The organism is Pseudomonas sp. CP-1 (assembly GCF_021213715.1).
GTDB lineage: Bacteria > Pseudomonadota > Gammaproteobacteria > Pseudomonadales > Pseudomonadaceae > Pseudomonas > Pseudomonas aeruginosa.
In genome coordinates, this window is sequence record NZ_JAJQKY010000033.1 from 18,414 (window position 1) to 38,454 (window position 20,041).

10 protein-coding genes are annotated in these 20,041 nt (G+C 69.2%); 6 read left to right on the forward strand and 4 right to left on the reverse strand.

All coding sequences use genetic code 11. From position 1 onward, the window contains the following. Positions 1-28: 28 nt before the first annotated feature. Positions 29-1,645 (forward strand): methyl-accepting chemotaxis protein, encoded by a 1,617-nt coding sequence (locus LT948_RS31845; RefSeq protein WP_003093807.1) that lies wholly within the window; start codon positions 29-31, stop codon positions 1,643-1,645. On the opposite strand, the gene chrA is transcribed toward LT948_RS31845, so the two are convergent. Further along, a complete protein-coding gene (gene chrA, locus LT948_RS31850) occupies positions 1,642-2,847 on the reverse strand; it encodes a chromate efflux transporter (protein WP_003110111.1) in 1,206 nt (401 codons plus the stop codon). The genes LT948_RS31845 and chrA overlap by 4 nt on opposite strands. 54 nt (positions 2,848-2,901) lie before the next feature. After that, positions 2,902-3,705 carry an AraC family transcriptional regulator gene (locus tag LT948_RS31855; RefSeq protein WP_004364263.1) on the reverse strand — a complete coding sequence of 268 codons (804 nt, stop codon included), beginning with the start codon at positions 3,703-3,705 and terminating at the stop codon, positions 2,902-2,904. A 99-nt stretch (positions 3,706-3,804) separates the two neighbouring features. Here LT948_RS31855 and LT948_RS31860 point away from each other — a divergent pair, with 99 nt between their 5' ends. The 5 genes from LT948_RS31860 (at position 3,805) to recD (ending at position 14,943) form a co-directional block, all read left to right on the forward strand. Continuing rightward, positions 3,805-4,695 (forward strand): DMT family transporter, encoded by an 891-nt coding sequence (locus tag LT948_RS31860; RefSeq protein WP_003093799.1) that lies wholly within the window; start codon positions 3,805-3,807, stop codon positions 4,693-4,695. A 112-nt stretch (positions 4,696-4,807) separates the two neighbouring features. Further along, positions 4,808-5,491 carry a lipoate--protein ligase family protein gene (locus LT948_RS31865; RefSeq protein WP_003110110.1) on the forward strand — a complete coding sequence of 228 codons (684 nt, stop codon included), beginning with the start codon at positions 4,808-4,810 and terminating at the stop codon, positions 5,489-5,491. A gap of 40 nt (positions 5,492-5,531) precedes the next feature. Next, positions 5,532-9,047 (forward strand): exodeoxyribonuclease V subunit gamma, encoded by a 3,516-nt coding sequence (gene recC / locus LT948_RS31870; protein WP_033991508.1) that lies wholly within the window; start codon positions 5,532-5,534, stop codon positions 9,045-9,047. After that, entirely contained in the window at positions 9,044-12,781 is a 3,738-nt protein-coding gene (recB, locus tag LT948_RS31875) for an exodeoxyribonuclease V subunit beta (protein WP_023096079.1), read from the forward strand. Before recC ends, recB begins: the two co-directional genes overlap by 4 nt. Next, positions 12,778-14,943 carry an exodeoxyribonuclease V subunit alpha gene (gene recD / locus LT948_RS31880; protein ID WP_003093778.1) on the forward strand — a complete coding sequence of 722 codons (2,166 nt, stop codon included), beginning with the start codon at positions 12,778-12,780 and terminating at the stop codon, positions 14,941-14,943. Before recB ends, recD begins: the two co-directional genes overlap by 4 nt. 21 nt (positions 14,944-14,964) lie before the next feature. Here recD and LT948_RS31885 read toward each other — a convergent pair whose 3' ends face one another. Continuing rightward, positions 14,965-18,600, reverse strand: coding sequence for an AAA family ATPase (locus LT948_RS31885; protein ID WP_033941557.1), 3,636 nt, complete (start codon positions 18,598-18,600; stop codon positions 14,965-14,967). Between the two features lie 8 nt (positions 18,601-18,608). Beyond that, positions 18,609-19,838, reverse strand: a complete 1,230-nt coding sequence (locus LT948_RS31890; RefSeq protein WP_103119315.1) for an exonuclease SbcCD subunit D C-terminal domain-containing protein — start codon at positions 19,836-19,838, stop codon at positions 18,609-18,611. Positions 19,839-20,041: the final 203 nt, after the last annotated feature.

Consider the following 20,041-nt stretch of genomic DNA (forward strand, 5'->3'; position numbering starts at 1 on the left):
CAACGCCCCGGAGGCCGGAGATTTACTCATGCAGCCCGCTCGTTCCCGCATCCTCTTCGTCTGCCTGTTGCAGAGCCTGGCCCTGGTTCTCCTGCTGGTCGGCGCCCGGCATGGCTGGCTGCCGCTGTACCTGGCCCTGCCGCTCGGCGTGGCGCTGCTCTGGTTGCCCTGGCTGCTTCCCGGCAACCGCACGGCGGTGGCGACCGTCGGCGAGCCCGACATCGCCCGGCTGGCTCGCGACCTGTCCCATAACACCAGCCAGAACGCCTTGTCGGCCGCCGGCGTGGCGTTCTCGGTGAAGCGCCTGGCGGAGAAGCTGCAATCCCAGCTCGACGCCGCCGAACAGATCGTCGGCAGCGCCGAAGTGATGATCCACACCGAGCGCGCCACCTCCAATCTGGCGCGCCAGGCCATGGACGCCGCCACCCGGGCGCGCGCCGGCAGCGACGAGGGCCAGGTGCTGCTGGCCTCGACCATCGAGCGCATGCATCGGCTCAGCGAGCGGATGGGCGCCAGCCGCGAGGCGATCGAGGCGCTGAACCAGCGCAGCGAGGACATCCAGCGGGTCACCCTGGTGATCCAGGGCATCGCCAGCCAGACCAACCTGCTGGCCCTCAACGCGGCCATCGAGGCGGCCCGCGCCGGCGAGCATGGGCGCGGCTTCGCGGTGGTTGCCGAAGAGGTGCGCGGCCTGGCCGGACGTACCGCCGAGGCCACCGAGGAAGTCGGCCAGATGGTCGCCGAGATCCAGCGCCAGACCAGCGAGGTGGTCGAGCAGATCCGCCAGCTTTCCGAAGAGTTGGGCGAAGGGGTCGGCCAGGTCGAGCTGACCGGTCGGCAACTGGAAGGCATTGCCGAACTGGCGGCCGGGGTGGAGAGCCAGATTACCGAGATCGCCCAGGGCGCCGAGATCAACCGCAGCCAACTCGCCAGCCTGTTCGCCGCGGTCGAGCAAGTGCGCGGCGACCTCAGCGCCAGCGAGGAACAGACCCTGCGCCTCGGCGAAGCCGCCAGCCAGTTGGAGAACCAGGCCGAGGTGATCAGCGAGCGCCTCGCCGAGGTCAGCCTGGACGCCTACCACCAGTCGGTCTACGACCTCGCCCGGGAGGGCGCGGCGGCTATCGCCGCTCGCTTCGAGGAGGACGTGCGCAGCGGGCGCATCGACCTCGACGACCTGTTCGACCGCAGCTACCAGCCGTTGCCCAATACCCAGCCGACCAAGTACCGGACCCGCTTCGACAGCTACACCGACCAGGTCCTGCCGGGCATCCAGGAGCAGTTGCTGGAGCGCAACCGCAACCTGGTGTTCGCCATCGCCTGTACCCCCGAAGGCTACGTGCCCACCCACAATCGCGCCTTCGCCCATCCGCCCAGCGGCGACCCGCAGACGGACGCGTTGCGCAGCCGCAGCAAGCGCCTGTTCAACGACCGCACCGGGATTCGCTGCGGCAGCCACCAGCAGCCGCTGTTGCTACAGACCTACACCCGTGACACCGGCGAGCTGATGCACGATCTTTCGGTGCCGATCTTCATCCACGGCAAGCACTGGGGCGGCCTGCGCCTCGGCTATCGGCCGGAGGGCGCGGAGCCGGGCAAGGCGGCCGCGCCGGCGGCGCAGGGGCTGAGCCTGGCCTTGAACGGCTAGCCGGCTGCGGCGATCAGGCCGCCGGCCACGGCGCAGGCGAGCACCACTTGCCAGGGCGGCGTCTTCCAGGCGAGCAGGGCCAGCAGGGCGAAGAGCAGCAGGGCGAAGTCGGCCGGGCGCAGGATGCCTTCGGTCCAGAGCGGCTGGTACAGCGCCGCCAGCAGCAGGCCGACCACCGCCGCGTTGACCCCGGCCAGCGTTGCCCGTACCCGCTGTTCGTGGCGCAGGCGTTCCCAGAATGGCAAGGCACCGGCGACCAGCAGGAACGACGGCAGGAAGATCGCCAGCAGGCACAGCAGCGCGCCGCTCCAGCCGTTCGGCGCCGGGCCCGAGGCTGCGCCGAGGAACGCGGCGAAGGTGAAGAGCGGGCCCGGTACCGCCTGGGCGGCCGCGTAGCCGGCGAGGAAGGTATCGCCGTCGACCCAGCCGTTGGGCACCACTTCCGCCTGTAGCAGCGGCAGCACCACATGGCCGCCGCCGAACACCAGCGAGCCGGCCCGGTAGAACGCATCGAGCAGGCGCAGCCAGTGTTCCGGCCAGAGGCGCGCGGCCAGCGGCAGGCAGACCAGCAGCACGGCGAACAGGGTGAGGAACAGCAGCGCGCCGCGGTAGCCAATGGCGATCGGCAGCCGCTCGTGGCCTTCCCCGGCTTCCGTTTTCAACAGGGCGAGGCCGGCCAGGCCGGCACCGGCGATCACCGCGACCTGGGCCCAGGCCGTGGGCCAGGCCAGCACGCTCGCGCAGGACAGCGCCATCAGCGCCAGGCGCGGGCGATCCGGACACAGGCTGCGGCCCATGCCCCAGACCGCCTGGGCCACCACCGCCACCGCGGCGATCTTCAGGCCATGCAGCACGCCCTCGGGCAACAGCGCGCCCCAGCGTCCCAGACCGAGAGCGAAGAGTACCAGCAGCAGCGCCGAGGGCAGGGTGAAACCGAGCCAGGCGGCGAGGGCGCCGGGGTAGCCGGCGCGGGCCAGGCCGAGGGCCATGCCAACCTGGCTGCTGGCGGGGCCGGGGAGGAACTGGCAGAGGGCGACCAGGTCGGCGTAGCTGCTTTCGCTCAGCCAGCCGCGGCGGCGGACGAACTCGTCGCGGAAATAGCCGAGGTGGGCGATGGGCCCGCCGAAGGCGCTGCAGCCCAGCTTGAGGAAGGCGAGGAACACCGCGAGGGCAGTGTCGGGATGGCGGCTGGCGGTTGGCATGCGAACTCCGGATGGCGGCTGCTGCGAGCATAGCCGCATCGCATGCACGGCGGGTTACAGCATCGGCATGTCCTGGGCGCGGCTGGCCAGGCGGTATTGTTCCGGCGTGGTGCCGGCCAGCCGGCGGAACATCGAGATGAACGCCGAGGGGCTGCTGTAGCCGAGGTCGAAGGCGATCTGCTGGATCCCCCTGCCGGCTTCCAGCGCCTCGATGGCCGCGAGGAAGCGCAGGCGTTGGCGCCATTCGCCGAAGGTCATGCCCAGTTCGCGCTGGCAGTGTCGGGCCAGGGTTCGCTCGGTGCTGTGCACCTGCTGCGCCCATTGCGCCAGCGAGCGGTTGTCGCCCGGCTCGGCCTGCAGTGCGTCGAGCACCTCGCGCAGCGCCGGGGTACGGCCGTAGGGCAGGTAGTCGTCGTGGGGCTGGGCGCATTCCAGCTGGTCCATGACGACCCGGGCCAGGCGCAGGTCCTGCGCCGAGGTCGGCAGGTTGACCCCGCGCTCGGCGAAGTCCGAGAGGATCGCCTTGAGGATCGCGCTGATCGCCAGGGTGCAGGGTGTCGCCGGCAGGCGTCGTGACAGCTCGGTGGAGAGGTACAGCGAGCGGTAGACGATGGCCTGGCTGTTGTAGCAGCTGTGCACCCGCTCCGGTGGTATCCATACCGCGTATTGCGGAGGCGAGAGGAAGCGCTGGCCGTCGATCTCCAGCTGCATCACGCCATGGGCTGCATAGTTGAGCTGGCCCCAGGCGTGGGTGTGCGGCGGCGAATGGGTGTCGGCGCCGAACTCGTCATAGCGGAAATAGACGTCGAAAGACTGCCCCTGGAGATCGGGAAGGCGCAGCAGGGTGGTGGTCGACATGTCCGAACCTACGGGTGGTTTGTCTGGAATTCATTATACGTCTGTATTCGGACTGGCTCAGAATGGCCGCATATTCCTTTTTCATAGTGCGGAACCCTCATGCAATACCTGTTTCCCCTGCTGGCCGTGTTCATCTGGGCCGGCAACACCGTCGTCAACAAGCTCGCCGTGGGGATCATCCAGCCCGCCGAGATCGGTTTCTTCCGCTGGCTGCTGGTCGGCCTGGCGCTGACGCCCTTCATGCTCGGCCCGGTGCTGCGCAACCGCCGCTACATCCTCGCCAACCTCGGCAAGTTCGTGGTCCTCGGCCTGCTCGGCATGGCCGTCTACCAGAGCCTGGCCTACTACGCGGCGGCGCTGACCAGCGCCACCAACATGGGCATCATCCTGTCGCTGATGCCCCTGATGTCGCTGGGCCTGGCCAGCAGCATCCTGGCCCACCGGCTGAACGCCGGGGCGCTGCTCGGCGCGCTGGTGTCGCTGGCCGGCGTGGTGCTGGTGATCTCCCAGGGCCATCTCGGCGCTTTGCTGGAGCATGGAGTGAACCTCGGCGACGCGATGATGATCGTCGCCACCCTGGCCTATGCGGTGTACAGCGTGCTGCTGAAGAAATGGAGCCTGAAGCTGCCGGCCATGCAACTGCTCTACCTGCAGGTGCTGGTGGCGATCCTCGCCCTGCTGCCGCTGTACCTGCTGTCGCCGCGCACCGGCCTGAACGCCGCCAACCTGCCGCTGGTGCTGTACGCCGCGCTGTTCGCCTCGATCGTCGCCGCGCTGGCCTGGATGCACGGTGTCGCCCGTCTCGGGCCGAGCCGGATGGCGCTGTTCTTCAACCTGCTGCCGATCATCACCGCCTGCATCGCCACCCTGGTGCTCGGCGAGCGCCTGACCGTCCATCACCTGGTCGGCGGCGCGCTGACCCTGGCCGGGGTCCTTCTGGCCGAGTTCTGGCAGCGCCGCCCGGCCCGCCTGCGCTCGGCAACCTGCTGATTTCCCGGCAACTTCCTCGCGATTACGGCGCACGGAGGCGCCGCCACTGGCTATCATAGGCAGCGCTCCCCGCGCGGGAGCCGAGCCGTGCCAGCCTGGAAGAGGAAGAATCGTGGTCGAAGTGTTTTCCGTGCAGGATGGGCTGGACGCCGAGCGCGCCCTGCTCGACGAGGTGTGTGGCGGTGCCCGCGAGCATGGCCTGTTGCTCTGGCAGCCGTGCGATCGGGCGCTGGTCATGCCGCGCCGGATGGAGCGCCTGGAAGGGTTCGCGCCGGCCAGCGCAGCGGTCGCCGAACGCGGCTGGCCGGTGCTGCTGCGCGATACCGGCGGCGAGCCGGTGCCGCAATCGCCGGGCGTGCTGAACATCGCCCTGTCCTATGCGCTGGGGCCCGGCGACAACGAGCAGACCCGTATCGAAACCGCCTACCTGCGGCTGTGCCAGCCGATCTGCGACTGGCTCCGCGAGCGCGGCCTGGACGCCGGCGTGGGCGCCGTGGCCGGTTCCTTCTGCGACGGCCGCTACAATGTCACCCTGGATGGGCGCAAGCTCGCCGGGACCGCACAACGCTGGCGGCGCAACGGCGCCGGCCGGCCGGTGGTGCTGGCGCACGCGGCGCTGCTGGTCGGCGCCGAGCGCGAGGAGATGGTCGAGGTGGTCAACACCTTCACCCGCCGTTGCGCCAGTGCCCCGGATTGCCAGGCGGACAGCCATCTCGGCCTGAGCGAGCGCTGGAGCGATTTCCGCATGGCCGACAGCCTCGAACTGGAACGACGCTTCGTCGCCGCCCGATCCTGACCTCTTTCGCCAGAGCCTTGCGCCAGGAATAGCCGTACCGATGCCAGAACCCTTGGGAACCACCGCCCTCACGCCCGGATTCATGATCGTCCACGGCAATCGCCTGGACGACCTGCGCGACCTCGCCGTTTCCTGGATGCGCCGCTATCCGCTGGCGCCGCTGGAAAGCGAGCGGGTCCTGGTGCACAGCAACGGCATCGCCCAATGGTTGAAGCTGGCATTGGCCGAAGATCCCCGCGAGGACGGCGGCGGCGGTGGCGGCATCGCCGCGGCGCTGGAGGTGCAGTTGCCGGCGCAGTTCCTCTGGCAGGCCTATCGCGCGGTGCTGGGCCGCGAAAGCATTCCCGAGGTTTCCGAACTGGACAAGGCGCCGCTGACCTGGCGCCTGATGCGTCTGCTTCCCGGATTGCTGGAGCGTCCCGAGTTCCGCACCCTGCAACGTTTCCTCGCCGACGATGCCGACCTGCGCAAGCGTCATCAACTGGCCGAGCGCCTGGCCGACCTGTTCGACCAGTACCAGGTCTATCGCGGCGACTGGCTCGACGATTGGAGCCAGGGCCGCGACCAGTTGCGCACGGCGAACGGGCAGGCGCGCCCGCTCGGTGCCGACGAGCGCTGGCAGGCCGAATTGTGGCGCGCGCTGCTCGCCGACGTCGGTGCCGATAGCCTGGCCCGCAGCCGCTCCGGCGTGCACCGGCGCTTCATCGAGGCGCTGCGCTTCGCCAGCGCGGCGCCGCGCGCGTTGCCGCGACGAGTAGTGGTGTTCGGGATTTCCTCGATGCCGGCGCAGACCCTCGAGGCACTGGCCGCCCTGGCCAGGTTCAGCCAGGTGCTGCTCTGCGTGCACAACCCCTGTCGCCACCACTGGGCCGACATCGTCGCCGACAAGGACCTGTTGCGCCACGAGTACCGCCGCCAGCAGCGCCGCGCCGGCGTCCCCGCCGACCTCGACGAGGACCGCCAGCACCAGCATGCCCAGCCGTTGCTGGCGGCCTGGGGCAAGCAGGGCCGCGACTACATCAACCTGCTCGACAGCTACGACGACCCGGACAGCTATCGGAACCTGTTCGGCGAGGTCAACGGCGGGCGCATCGACCTGTTCAGCGAGGAGGCCCCGCACGGGCTGCTCGGCCAGTTGCAGGACGATATCCTCGAACTGCGCCCGTTGGCGGAAACCCGCGAGCACTGGCCGCCGGTGGCGCCGCGGAGTGACGCCTCGATCCGCTTCCATGTGGCCCACAGCGCGCAGCGCGAAGTGGAGATCCTCCACGACCAGTTGCTCGCCCGCTTCAACGCCGATCCGAGCCTGAAGCCGCGCGACGTGATCGTCATGGTCCCCGACATCAACGCCTACGCGCCGCACATCGAGGCGGTGTTCGGCCAGGTGCCGCGCGACGACCAGCGCTTCATTCCCTATACCCTGGCCGACCAGGGACAGCGCGGTCGCGAGCCGCTGCTGATCGCCCTGGAGCACCTGCTGAAACTGCCCGACAGCCGTTTCGCCGTGAGCGAGATCCTCGACCTGCTGGACGTCCCGGCATTGCGCCGGCGTTTCGGCGTCGACGAGGCCGACCTGGCGACCCTGCACCGCTGGATCGAAGGCGCCGGCGTGCGCTGGGGGCTGGATGCCGCGCAGCGCGAGCGTCTCGGCCTGCCAGCGGGACTGGAGGGCAACAGTTGGCGCTTCGGTCTGCGGCGCATGCTGCTCGGCTACGCGGTCGGCGAAGGCGCGGCCCTGCAAGGCATCCAGCCCTACGATGAGGTCGGTGGCCTGGACGCCGCCCTGGCAGGCCCGCTGGCTGTGCTGCTGGAGCGCCTCGAGGTGGCCTACGCGGAGCTGGCCGAACCGGCCACCCCGGCGCAGTGGGGCGAGCGCCTGCAGGCCCTGCTCACGGTGTTCTTCGAGGCCCACGACGAGCGCGACGAACTGCTCCTCACCCAGCTCCTGCAACTGCTTGAGCGCTGGCAGGAACACTGCGCCTGTGCGGTCTTCGCCGAGCCGCTGCCGATCAGCGTGATACGCGAGGCCTGGCTCGGCGGCCTGGACCAGGGCGGCCTGAACCAGCGCTTCCTGGCTGGCGCGGTGAGTTTCTGCACGTTGATGCCGATGCGCGCGATCCCGTTCCGGCTGGTCTGCCTGCTTGGCATGAACGATGGCGACTACCCCCGCCAGCAGTCGCCGCTGGATTTCGACCTGATGCGCAACGACTACCGCCCCGGCGACCGCTCGCGGCGCGAGGACGACCGCTACCTGCTGCTCGAGGCGCTGCTCTCGGCGCGCGAGCAACTCTACGTGAGCTGGGTGGGGCGGAGTATCCGCGACAATGGCGAGCGGCCGCCCTCGGTGCTGATCGGCCAGTTGCGCGATCACCTGGTGGCCGGCTGGCGCCTGGACTCGGACGGCGATGGCGAGGCGCTGCTGCGTGCCCTGACCCAGGAGCATCCGCTGCAGCCGTTCAGCCGCCGGTATTTTCACGATGCGCCGGAGCAGGGCGTCGATGGCCTGTTCACCTACGCCCGCGAGTGGCGCGAGGTCCATCGCGAGGACGAGATCGGCGCTCCCGACGCCGAAGCGCCCCTGGCGCCGCTGGAGCTGGAGGGCGCGCTGGGGCTGCGAGCGCTGGCGGAGTTCCTCGCCAACCCGGTGAATGCGTTCTTCCAGCAGCGGCTCAAGGTGCGTTTCGACGACGAGCAATTGACCGGCAACGACGAAGAGCCTTTCGAACTGGACGCGCTGGACAACTGGAAGCTGCAATTCGAGCTGACCGAACGCATGAAGCGCTGGGTCGAGCGGGACTGGGATGCCGAGGGCCTGCCGGTGCAGTTGCAGGCCCAGGTCGAGCGACTGCGGCGACAGGGTCGCCTGCCGCTGGCGGCGTTCGGCGAGTTCTCCGCGCGCCATTTGCTGCAACCGCTGCCCGACCTGCTCTGGCGCTACCGCCAGGAAATCGAGCGCTGGCCGGAGGCGGTCGAGCAGCAGCAGGAGTTGCGCCATCGCCATCCGTCCGGGCTGGAGCTGGAGGACTGGCTCGGCGGCTTGCGTCGCGACGCTTCCGGGCGCCTGGCGCGCCTGCAATTGCTCAGCGGCAAGCTCCATGAGGGGCGCAGCTTCAAGTGGCACAGCCTGGTACGCCACTGGTTGCAGCACCTCGCCCTGCAACGTCTCGGCCAGCCGGTGAGCAGCGTGCTGGTGAGCCAGACCGGCACCCTGGAGATTCCGCCGCTGCCGAGCGAGCGCGCCGGCGAGTACCTCGACCAGTTGATCGACGCCTGGCTCCAGGGCATGCGCCAGCCGTTGCCGCTGGCCTGCCGGACCGCTTTCGCCTGGCTCGCCAGTGGTGGCGCCGCAGAGCCCGAGAAAGCCATGCGCGAGGCGCGCAAGCGCTACGAGGGAGGGTTCGGCATGGGGGGCGAGGTGGACGCCTCGCCGGCGCTGGCTCGGGTCTATCCGGACTTCGACCGGCTGCTCGCCAGCGGTGAGTTCGCGCACTGGGCCGAGCAGCTCTACGCGCCGCTGCTGGCTGCCCTGGGACGTGGCGCGGAGGAGCAGGCATGAGCCAGCAGCAGATGCCCGTGGCCCTCGATCCGCTGGATTTCCCGTTGCACGGCAGCCGCCTGATCGAGGCCAGCGCCGGTACCGGCAAGACGTTCACCATCGCCCTGCTATACGTACGCCTGGTCCTCGACCATGGCGGCGAGAACGCTTTCGGCCGGCCGCTGAGCCCGCCGGAAATCCTCGTGGTGACCTTCACCGATGCGGCGACCCAGGAACTCCGCGAGCGTATCCGCAGCCGCCTGGGCGAAGCGGCGCGTTGTTTCGCCGAGCCGCAGGAGCGCCACGACGGCCTGCTGGTCGCGTTGCGCCAGCAGTATCCCGCCGAGCGCTGGCCGGGCTGCGCGCGCCTGCTGCGCCTGGCCGCGGAGTGGATGGACGAGGCCGCGGTATCGACCATCCACAGTTGGTGCTACCGGATGCTGCGCGAGCACGCCTTCGACAGCGGCAGCCTGTTCACCCAGAACCTGGAAACCGACCAGAGCGAATTGCTCGCCGAAGTGGTGCGGGACTACTGGCGGCGCAACTTCTACGGCCTGACGGCTCCGGCGGCGCAAGCCGTGGCCAGTTGCTACAGTGGGCCGGAGGCGCTGGGCAAGGCCTTGCAGCCGCTGCTGGCGCGGCAGGACGCCGACTTCCGCTACGCCGACCAGGCGCTGAGTGCGCCCGAGTCACTGGCAGCCTTGCTGGAGCAGGGCGGCGACTGGTATCGCCAGCTCGACCAACTGGACGCGCAGGCCCGCGCCGCCTGGCGCGCAGCGCGCGTCGAACTGGAAGCGCTGCTGCGCGACCTGCGTCCCTACCTGAACGGCAACAGCTATCGCGGCAAGGACAGCGACGAGACCTTCGACGCCTGGCTGCAAGCGTTGGCGGACTGGAGCGAGGGCGGCGAGCAGCCGGCCAACCTGGGCAAGTTCGGCCAGACCCGGATCAAGCTCACCGCCAAGCGCGTGGCGCCCGAGCATGCCGCGCTAAGGGCCATCGACGCCTGGGCCGCGCATCAGGAAGAGCGTCCCGATCTCGCTCCCCACCTGTTGTTGCACGCGCTGGGCGAAGTCGGGCGCGAACTGGAGGTCGAGAAGCAGCGGCGTGCCGAGATCGGCTTCGACGACCTGCTCAGCCGCCTCGACCGCGCCTTGCAGGGGCCTGGTGGCGAGCGCCTGGCGCAATTGATCCGCGAGCAGTTCCCGGTGGCGCTGATCGACGAGTTCCAGGATACCGACCCGGTGCAGTACCGGATCTTCGAGCGTATCTACCGGATCGCCGCCGATCCCGGCGAGCCCCAGGCGCGGGAGACCGGCCTGTTCATGATCGGCGACCCCAAGCAGGCGATCTACGCCTTCCGCGGTGCCGACATCCATACCTACCTGCGCGCCCGCGAGGCCACTCGCGGGCGGCATTACACCCTCGGCAAGAACTTCCGCTCGACCGCCGCCATGGTGGCGGCCGCCAACCGCTGCTTCGCCTTCGCCGAAGAGCATCCGCGCGGCGCCTTCCGTTTCGCCCGCGAGGGGCTGGAAAACCCGGTGCCGTTCCATGCGGTGGACGCCCAGGGGCGCGCCGAACGTTTGTTGATCGACGGTGCCGAGGCGCCGGCGATGACGTTCTGGAACCTTGACGCCGAAGCCGGCGTGCTCGGCTCCGCGGCGTATCGCCAGGAAATGGCCGAGCGCAGCGCCAGCGCCATCCGCCGCTGGCTGAGCCTGGCCGACCTGGGCCGCGCCGGCTTCGCCGACGAGCAGGGCGGCTGGCGGGCGTTGCGCCCGGCGGATATCGCCATCCTCGTCCGCGGTCGCGCCGAGGCCGAGGCGATCCGTAGCGCGTTGGCGGCGCGGCGTCTGGCCAGCGTCTACCTGTCCGACCGCGACTCGGTGTTCGACAGCCAGGAGGCCGCCGACCTGCTGCATTGGCTGCGCGCCTGCGCCGACCCCGGCGCCGATGCGCTGCTGCGGGTCGCCCTGGCTACCCGCAGCCTGCACCTGGACTGGGCGACCCTGGAGCGATTGAACCAGGACGAACTGTTCTGGGAACGGATGGTCCTGCGCTTCCGCGACTATCGCCGGTCCTGGCAGGCCCAGGGCGTATTGCCGATGCTGCGGCGCCTGCTCGCCGACTTCGAACTGCCGGCGCGCCTGCTGCGGCACGCCGATGGCGAGCGCAGCCTGACCAACCTGCTGCACCTGGCCGAGTGGCTGCAGCGCGCGGCGGTGGAGCTGGACGGCGAGCACGCGCTGATCCGCCATCTGGCCGAGCAGGTGCAGAGTCCGGGGAGCGAAGAGATCCTCCGCCTGGAAAGCGACGCCGACCTGATCAAGGTGGTGACCATCCACAAGTCCAAGGGGCTGGAATACCCCTTGGTGCTGCTGCCCTTCATCTGCAGCTGGAGGGAGCTGGACGGCAACAGCGGCGCGCCGGCGAGTTTCCACGAGGATGGCGCTGCAGGGCGGGTCATCGAGCTGGCGCGGCGCAAGGAGCAGGCTGCGCGGGCCTACGAGCAGGCCAACGACGAGCGCCTCGGCGAAGACATGCGCCTGCTCTACGTGGCCCTGACCCGCGCTCGCCATTCGGTGTGGCTGGGCATCGCGCCGCTGGTGGCGAGCAACAGTAAGTCGCCGGAGTTGCACAAGGGGGCCCTGGGCTACCTGCTTGCCGGCGGCGCGACCATCGGTAGCGATGGCCTCGGCCAATGCCTCGCCGCGCTGCGCGGCGAGTGCCGGGAGATCGTCGTCGAGCCGGCCCCCGAGGCGGACGCCGAACGCTATGTCGCAGGGCGCGGCCAGGGCCTTGGGCAGGCCCGCGAAACCCGCCGCAGCAGCCGCGAGAAGTGGTGGGTCGCCAGCTATTCCGGCCTGCAATTGCAGGCCTCCGCCGGGCTGGACGATGACGAGGCGTTGGAGAGCGACGAATCGCAGGAGCCGATCAGCGCCGAGGAAGCCACCTTCCACGAAGAAGGCCGTTCCGCCGAACAGCCGCCGGTCGCGCACGCCAGCGAGATGCGCGACGACCTGCATCGCTTCCCGCGCGGACCGGCTCCCGGCACCTTCCTCCACGGGCTGCTCGAATGGGCCGGCCGCGAAGGCTTCGATGTGGCGCGCGCCGATGCCCAGCGGCGCCGCGAACTGGTCGCGCGACGCTGCGACCTGCGGGGCTGGAAGGACTGGGCCGAACCGCTCGATCTGTGGCTGGAACAGTATCTCGCCGAACCGCTGCGCTGGCCCGGTGGCGAAACCAGCCTGGCCGGGCTGGTCGCCTACCAGGTGGAAATGGAGTTCTGGTTCGCCACCCACCAGGTCCAGGCCGAGGCGATCGACGCCCTGGTCCGGCGCCATACCCTTGGCGGCGCGGCGCGTCCGACGCTGGCGCCGACCCTGCTGAACGGCATGTTCAAGGGCTTCGTCGACCTGGTCTTCGAGCACCAGGGGCGTTTCTACGTGGCCGACTACAAGTCCAACTGGCTGGGCGCCGACGATGGCGCCTACAGCCCGGAAGCGATGACCGCCGCGGTGCTGGAGAACCGTTATGACCTGCAGTACGTGTTGTACCTGCTGGCCCTGCACCGGCAGTTGAAGGCGCGCCTGCCCGACTACGACTACGACCGCCACATGGGCGGCGCCGTGTACCTGTTCCTCCGCGGCGCCCGCGCGGCGACCCAGGGCCTGCACTTCGAGCGCCCGCCGCGGGAACTGATCGAACGCCTGGACGCGCTGTTCAGCGGCCAGCCGGGAGCCGAGCGATGAATCCGACCCTCAAGCAACTGGCCGGCGAAGTCCGCGATGGCCGCGACGACCAGGTAGCGCAACCGCTGGCGGCACGCCACGACCTGCTGCGCCAGCTCGACCTGTGGGTGGCGCGCGGCTGGCTGCGGGCGCTGGACCGGGCGTTCGTCGCCTTCCTCGTCGAGTTGCAGCCGCAGGCCGATCCCCGGGTGCTGCTGGCGGCAGCGCTGACCAGCCACCAACTGGGCCACGGGCACGTCTGCCTGGACCTGGAGGCGACCCTCGGCGCGCCTGACGCGGCACTGTCGCTGCCGCCGGAAGGCGACGAAGGCCGCGATGTGCTGCTGCCGTCGCAACTGCTGCGTGGCGTGCGCCTCGACGCCTGGCGCGAGGCCCTGGCGGCGTCATCGCTGGTGGAGGTGGTCGACGAGCGCCCAGGCGATCCCGAGCCGAGCGAGACGGCGACCTCGCCGCTGGTGCTTTGCGCTCAGCGTCTCTACCTGCGTCGTTACTGGCGGCACGAGCTGGAGATCGCCCTGGCCCTGCGCGAGCGCCTGGGTCGGCAGGCGCCCCTGGCCGCAGACCTGGCGCCGCGCCTGGCCGCGCTGTTCGCGCAGGCGCCGACGGAAGACGGCCAGCGCGTCACCGACTGGCAGAAGCTGGCCTGTGCCCTGGCGGCCCGCGGCTATTTCAGCCTGATCACCGGCGGTCCCGGTACCGGCAAGACCACCACCGTGGTGCGCCTGCTCGGTCTGCTCCAGGCACCGGCGGTAGTCGCCGGCCAGCCGCTGCGCATCCGCCTCGCGGCGCCCACCGGCAAGGCCGCGGCGCGTCTCTCCGAATCCATCGGCCAGCAGGTCCGGGCCCTGCCGCTGGCGGAAGACGTGTTGCAGGCGATCCCCGCCGAGGTCACTACCCTGCACCGTCTGCTCGGCAGCCGTCCGGATACCCGGCACTTCCGCCACCACCGGGACAACCCTTTGGCGCTGGACGTGCTGGTGGTGGACGAGGCCTCGATGATCGACCTGGAAATGATGGCCAGCCTGCTCGATGCGCTACCGCCGCAGGCGCGCCTGATCCTGCTCGGCGACAAGGACCAGTTGGCCTCAGTAGAGGCCGGCGCGGTGCTCGGCGATCTCTGCCGGGATGCCGAGGAGGGCTGGTACAGCGCCGAGACCCGCGCCTGGTTGCAGCGGGTCAGCGGCGAAACCTGGCAGGGCTTGCGCGAAGGTTCGGCGCAGGCGCATCCGCTGGCGCAACAGACCGTCATGCTGCGGCATTCCCGGCGCTTCGGCGCGAGCAGCGGGATCGGGCGCCTGGCGCGGCTGGTCAACCGGCAACAGGCCGATGACGCGCGCGCGCTGCTGGACAGTCCGCCCGCCGACCTCTTCGACCTGCGCCTGCGCGGGGAGCGCGATGCAGCCTTCGCCCGGCTGTTCGTCGACGGTCATCCGCAGGCGCCGGGCACGCCGTACGGCTACCGGCACTACCTGCAACGCCTGGCCGAGGGCCGCCCGGCCGCCGGACTGGCGCTGGAGGATGGCGCCTGGGAGCGCTGGGCGCAGTCGGTACTGACGGCTTTCGACGCCTTCCGCCTGCTCTGCGCGCTGCGCCGCGGCCCATGGGGCGTGGAAGGACTGAACCAGCGGGTGGCGGCGGAACTGCTGCGCCTTGGCCTGATCGAGGCCGATCACGGCTGGTACGAGGGGCGGCCGGTACTGGTGACGCGCAACGACTACAGCCTGGGGCTGATGAACGGCGATATCGGCATCGCCCTGCGCCTGCCCGAGCGCAACGACGACGGCAGCCTGCGCTTCGCGCTGCGCGTGGCCTTCCCGCGCAACGACGGTAGCGGCGGCGTGCGCTTCGTCCTGCCGAGCCGCCTGGTCGAGGTGGACACCGTGTTCGCCATGACCGTGCACAAGTCGCAGGGCTCGGAGTTCGCCCATACCGCGCTGGTCCTGCCGGACGCGCTGAACCCGGTGCTGACCAAGGAGCTGGTGTACACCGGTATCACCCGCGCCCGCGACTGGTTCAGCCTGGTGGAAAGCCTGCCCGGGGTGTTCGAGGAAGCAGTGCGGCGCAAGGTACGCCGGCTCAGCGGGCTGATGCTGCATCTGCGGCCGGAAAGGGAAGAGCAGCCGCCGCATGCTCCGGGTGAACAGACCGAGCTGCCGTTCTGACGTGCCGCCTGGGCGGTCGGCTCAGCCGACCACCTTCAGGCTGCTCATGCCGTTGCCCTCGCGCTGGACCCGCACCTGGACCGGGATCCGTTCGTGCATTTCCTGGACGTGGGAAATCACCGCCACCTTGCGCCCCTGGGCCTGCAGGTTGTCCAGGGCATCCATCGCCAGTTGCAGGGATTCCGGGTCGAGGCTGCCGAAGCCTTCGTCGATGAACAGCGACTCGATGCGCAGCTTGCTCGATGCCATCGAGGCCAGGCCGAGCGCCAGGGCCAGGGAAATCAGGAAGGTCTCGCCGCCGGAGAGCGAATACACCGAGCGCAGTTCGTCGCCCATCTCGGTGTCCACCACCAGCAGGCCCAGTTCGCTGCCGCCGCGCTGCAGGCGGTAGCGCCGCGCCAACTGGCGCAACTGCACGTTGCTGTGCTGCACCAGCAGGTCGAGGTTGTAGCCCTGGGCGATGCGGCGGAACTTGTCGCCGCTGGACGAACCGATCAGTTCGTTCAGGCGGCCCCATCTGCGGAACTCGGCGCGGGCTCGCTCCAGTTCGGCAAGCAGCGCCTGGCTCTGCTCGCGGCGTTGGTTGTCGGCCTGCAACTGGCTGTAGGTATCCAGGTAGGCCTGTTCGCTGGTGGCCAGGCGTTCGCGCTGTTGCCGCAGGTTGTCTTCCAGCGCCTCGCGGTCGGTTTCCGGCCGCTGCCGGCGATGCTGGAGCAGTTGCGCCTGGCGCTCTGCTTCCAGTGTCTGCTGGCGGGTGATCTCCTCTTGCAGTCGCTGCAATTGCTCCCGCCATTGCGTCGCCTGTTCCTCGGAAAGGCTGAGCAGGGCGTCGAGGCGGCTGTCGTCGAGGTTGTCCTGGCGTTCGCGCCAGGCCTGCCAGTCGGCCTGCAGGCGCTGGAACTCCTCCTGTTGGCGCTGGCGTTGCTGCTGCAGGTGTTCCAGGGCTTCGGCGAGTCGCAGTTGTTCCTCGCGCAGCGAATCCAGGGGCGCCTGGAGCGTCTCGACAGCGCTCTGCGCCGCTTGCGCGGCGTGCTCCAGCGATAGTTGCCAGTCCTGGGCGCAGGCGTGCTGGCCCAGGTGAGCGCCGAGGCGTCCGTTCAGCTCGGCGAGTTCCGCCTGGGCCCTTTCCTCTGCCTGGCGGGCTTCGTTGCGTTGCTCGTCGCTTTGCTTCAGTTGCCAGCTTGATTCATCGCAGCGCTGCTTGAGGTCCTGCAGACGCTGTTCGACCTGCTGAAGCCGCGCCTGTTGCTGCCGGCGTTGCTCGATGGACTCGCCGAGGGCCTGGAAAGTCCGCAGCGGATCTGCCTGCCAGCGCTGCCAGTGCTCGTCGGAGAGCAATGGACGCAATTGCTGGCTGTCCTCCTCGACCTGCTGCTGCAAATGTTCGTAGCGCTGCCGTTGTTCCGTCAGCGCCTGCTGACGCTGTTGCAGGATCGTCTCGGCGGCCCGCAGTTCCTGCTGCAATTGCTGGGTCTGGCGCTGGCGGGCGATCAGCCGGTCGAAGTCTCGTTGGCGCTGCTGGCGCTGCCCTGCCAGGTCGTCCAGGCGTTGTGCCAGCCACTCCAACTGCGCGGACGGCTGCAGGAGTCGCAGTTCTTCCGGCAGCGTCCATTGGTCCAGTTGCCGATCGAGCGCGGCCAGTTGGTCGGTCAGTTCCTGCTGCTCCTGGCGACTCTGGTTGAGTCTTTCCCGCTGGCTGGAATAGCCCTCGCGCAGACCGACCAGGGTCTGTCGCAGCCGCTCGAGGGACTGCTCGGCGCGGACCTGCTCCTGGTCATCGTGTTCACCGAGGGCGGCGAGCAGTTGCTCGGAATGGTGATAGGGATGCTCCTGGCTGCCGCAGACCGGGCAGGCCTCGCCGTCCACCAGGCTGGCGCGCAGTTGCTCGACGCTGGCGCTGCGGGCCAGACGTTGGCGCTGGAGCAACTCGCGGGTGACCTCCAGGGCCTGCTCCGCCGCCTTCACCTGCTCGGCGCATTGGCTGCCTTGTCGTTTCAGGTCGAGCAATGCCTGCTCCTGCTCGACCATACGCTGGTCGAGTTCGCCCAGGCGTCGAGCCAGGCCGGTGCGTTGGTCGAGGGCCTGTTGCCATTCCTTGTGGAGCGCTTGTTGTCGTTCCAGGCTATCGGTCTGCCGGCGCAATTCGTCCAGGCGTGCCGCCAGGTCGTCCGGCTCGCTGCCATGGAGGGCGGTCCATTGCGCCTGCAAGCGTTCGAGCGGTTCCCCGGCCTGGGCCAGGGATTTTTCCAGCTCGGGGAGCTGCGCCTGGCTTTCGAGCGCGCGCTGGCGACGTTGCACGAAGGCGGCGAGCTGGCCCTGGTGGGTCGCCCAGGCCTCGCCGAGCGCGGCGAGAGCCTGGCTGTCGCGCAATGCCGCCTGCAGTTGCGCCTGTTCCGCGACATGGCGCTGCTGCTCCATATCCAGTTGCCGAGCGGCGTCGCTTTGCTGGGCGTGGCGCTGGTTCGATTGCCGATGGAGTTCCTGTCGCTCGGCCAGCGTTCGCTCCAGGCGCCTGGCCTCGCTCTCCAGCTGGAAAGCCTCGCGCAACGGCGCCTGGGCCTGACGCAGATGGTCGTCGGCCTGGGCCTGGCGCTCGCGCGCCTCCTGCACGCGGGCCTGCAATCCTTGCAAGCGCTCGGCGCCCGTGGCTTGCTGCTCGGTGCGCTGCCGCTGCTGCTGCTCGGAGTGCCGGAGTTCCTGCTCGAGTTGCTTCAGGCGTTCGATCAGTCCGCGAACCGGAGCCAGGCGCTCCAGCCATTGCAGGGTTTCCCGCTCCGTCGCCAGGGCGTCCCAGGCCTGCCTGGCCTCGGCCAGTTGGCCTTGTGCGTGCTCGCAGGATTGCAGCAGCCGCTGCTCCTCGGTGAACCATTGTTGCTGGCCTTCCAGGCGCTGCAGGGCCTGTTGCTCCTGGAGACGCGCCTGGGCGTGGGATTCCAGCGTCGCCTCGAGCCCGGCCCGGGCCTGCTCGGCCAGGGGCAGGCTGCCTTCCAGGCGTTGCTCGAGTTGCTTGCGCTGCTCGTCGGCCTGGCTGGCGCGCTGATAGGCGGCTTTGCTCAATTGGCTGTACAGGCCGGTGTCGGTGAGTTTCTCCAGCAATGCGCCGCGGTCGTTGTCGCTGGCCTTGAGGAAGGCGCTGAATTCGCTCTGGGCCAGCAGCACGGCGCGAGTGAACTGGGCGAAATTGAGGCCGAGCTTCTGCTCCAGCTGTTCGCGGAACTCGCTTTTCTTGTTCGCTGCCAGCATTTGCTGGGTCTCCAGGTCCTGGAGGCTCTGCTGGCTCTTTTGCAAGGCGCCGTCCGCCTTGTCCCGGGAGCGCCGGGTTTCCCAGCGGGCGCGATAGCGGTGGCCGTCGATGCCGACGAAATCCACTTCGGCGTAGCCGCTGGCGCAACCGCGACGCAGCAGGTTGCGTTCGTCGTTACTGGACAGCTCGTTCCGGCCATCGGGAACCTTGCTGCTGGCCGAAGTGCTTTCCAGCCGCGGCGTGCTGCCGAACAGGGCCAGGCACAGGGCGTCCAGCACGGTGCTCTTGCCGGCGCCGGTCGGACCGGTGATGGCGAACAGGCCGGCGCTGGACAGCGGTTCGCGGGTGAAGTCGATTTCCTGCTCGCCAGCGAGGGAGGCGAGGTTCTTCAGACGGATGGCGAGAATCTTCATGGAACGGCTTATTTCCCCGGGGGCTCTTCGGTGGCCAGTTCGACGCTTTGCAGCAGGCTGGCGAAGTCATCCAGCGCCTGCGCATCCGGGCCGGAGCCATAGGCGCTTTCCCAGGCGCGGCTGAACAGTTCCTGGGGGGTGAGTTGGTCGAGCCCAAGCAGCGGCGCCTGCTCTTCGTCGCGGCGCTGGTACTCGCTGGCGATGCGCACCAGACGGCAAGCCTTGCCCAGCAGGGCGCTCTCGACCTGCTGGCGCAGGTCCGGTTGCGGCTGATCCAGCATGACGCGGACTTCCAGCCAGGGCCGCTGTTCGTTCAGCAGGTCGGCCTCGGCCAGTTCGCCGATTCGATCGAGCACCTCGCCAAGAGGCGCGGGGCCGATGCGCAACAGTTCCACCGCGCGTGGCACCGGGAGACTCTGTACATCCTTCAGGCGCTCACCTTCCAGGGTGACGAGGAGGACCTGGTGGCGATAGTTCACTTCGGCGAAGGACAGCGGCAGCGGCGAGCCGCTATAGCGAATACGCTCCTGTCCGGCGACTTTCTGTGGCTTGTGCAGATGACCGAGGGCTACGTAGGCGATCTGCTCCGGAAACAGGCTGGCGGGCAGCGCTTCGACGTTGCCGATGATCAGGTTTCGCTCGGAGTTTTCGGAAACCGAGCCGCCGGCCATGTGTGCGTGGCTGACGGCGACCAGTGCCTGTCCCGGCGTGCGACGGGCTTGCGCGGCGGCAACCAGGCGTTCGTGCACCTGGCGGATACCGGCCAGGTAATCGTCGCCGAGCCCGCCTCCGGTGACTTCGGCGGGACGCAGGAAGGGCAGGGCCAGGCACCAGGCGGCGACCTGGCCATCCGCGTCGTGCAGGGGCAGCAGCAGGCGATCGCTATCGAGGCTTTCGTCTATCCAGCCGATCCGGCCAATGGCATGGGCGTTCAGTCGTTTCATCAGCGGAGCGGGCAGTTCGATGCGCGCGCCGGAGTCGTGGTTGCCTGCGATCATCACGATCTCCAGCCGCGGCAGCCGCCGATGGGCGCTGACGATGAAGTCGTAGAGGCGCTCCTGGGCTTTGAGCGGTGGATTGATCGTGTCGAAGATATCGCCCGCGATCAGCAGGACATCGGCGCGCTGCTCTTCCAGCTGGCGCAGCAGCCAGTCGAGGAAGCGCGCGTGTTCATGATCGCGGTCCTGGCCGTGCAGGGTCTGACCCAGGTGCCAGTCGGAGGTATGTATGAGGCGCATGGAACACTCGTCGAAAGCGGCGGAGCCGTGGCTCGTATTCCTTATATGAGGCAACAGAAGGAGAGGGCGGGGCAAGCCAGCCTATAAAGGAGGAATGGGGCGTCCTCTGGGCTTCCTGACCTTTGGGTTAAAAAGTTTCAAATAAGTGTTGACGCCAATTTCTATCTCCCTATAATGCGCACCACTCCCGGCGACGACGAAGA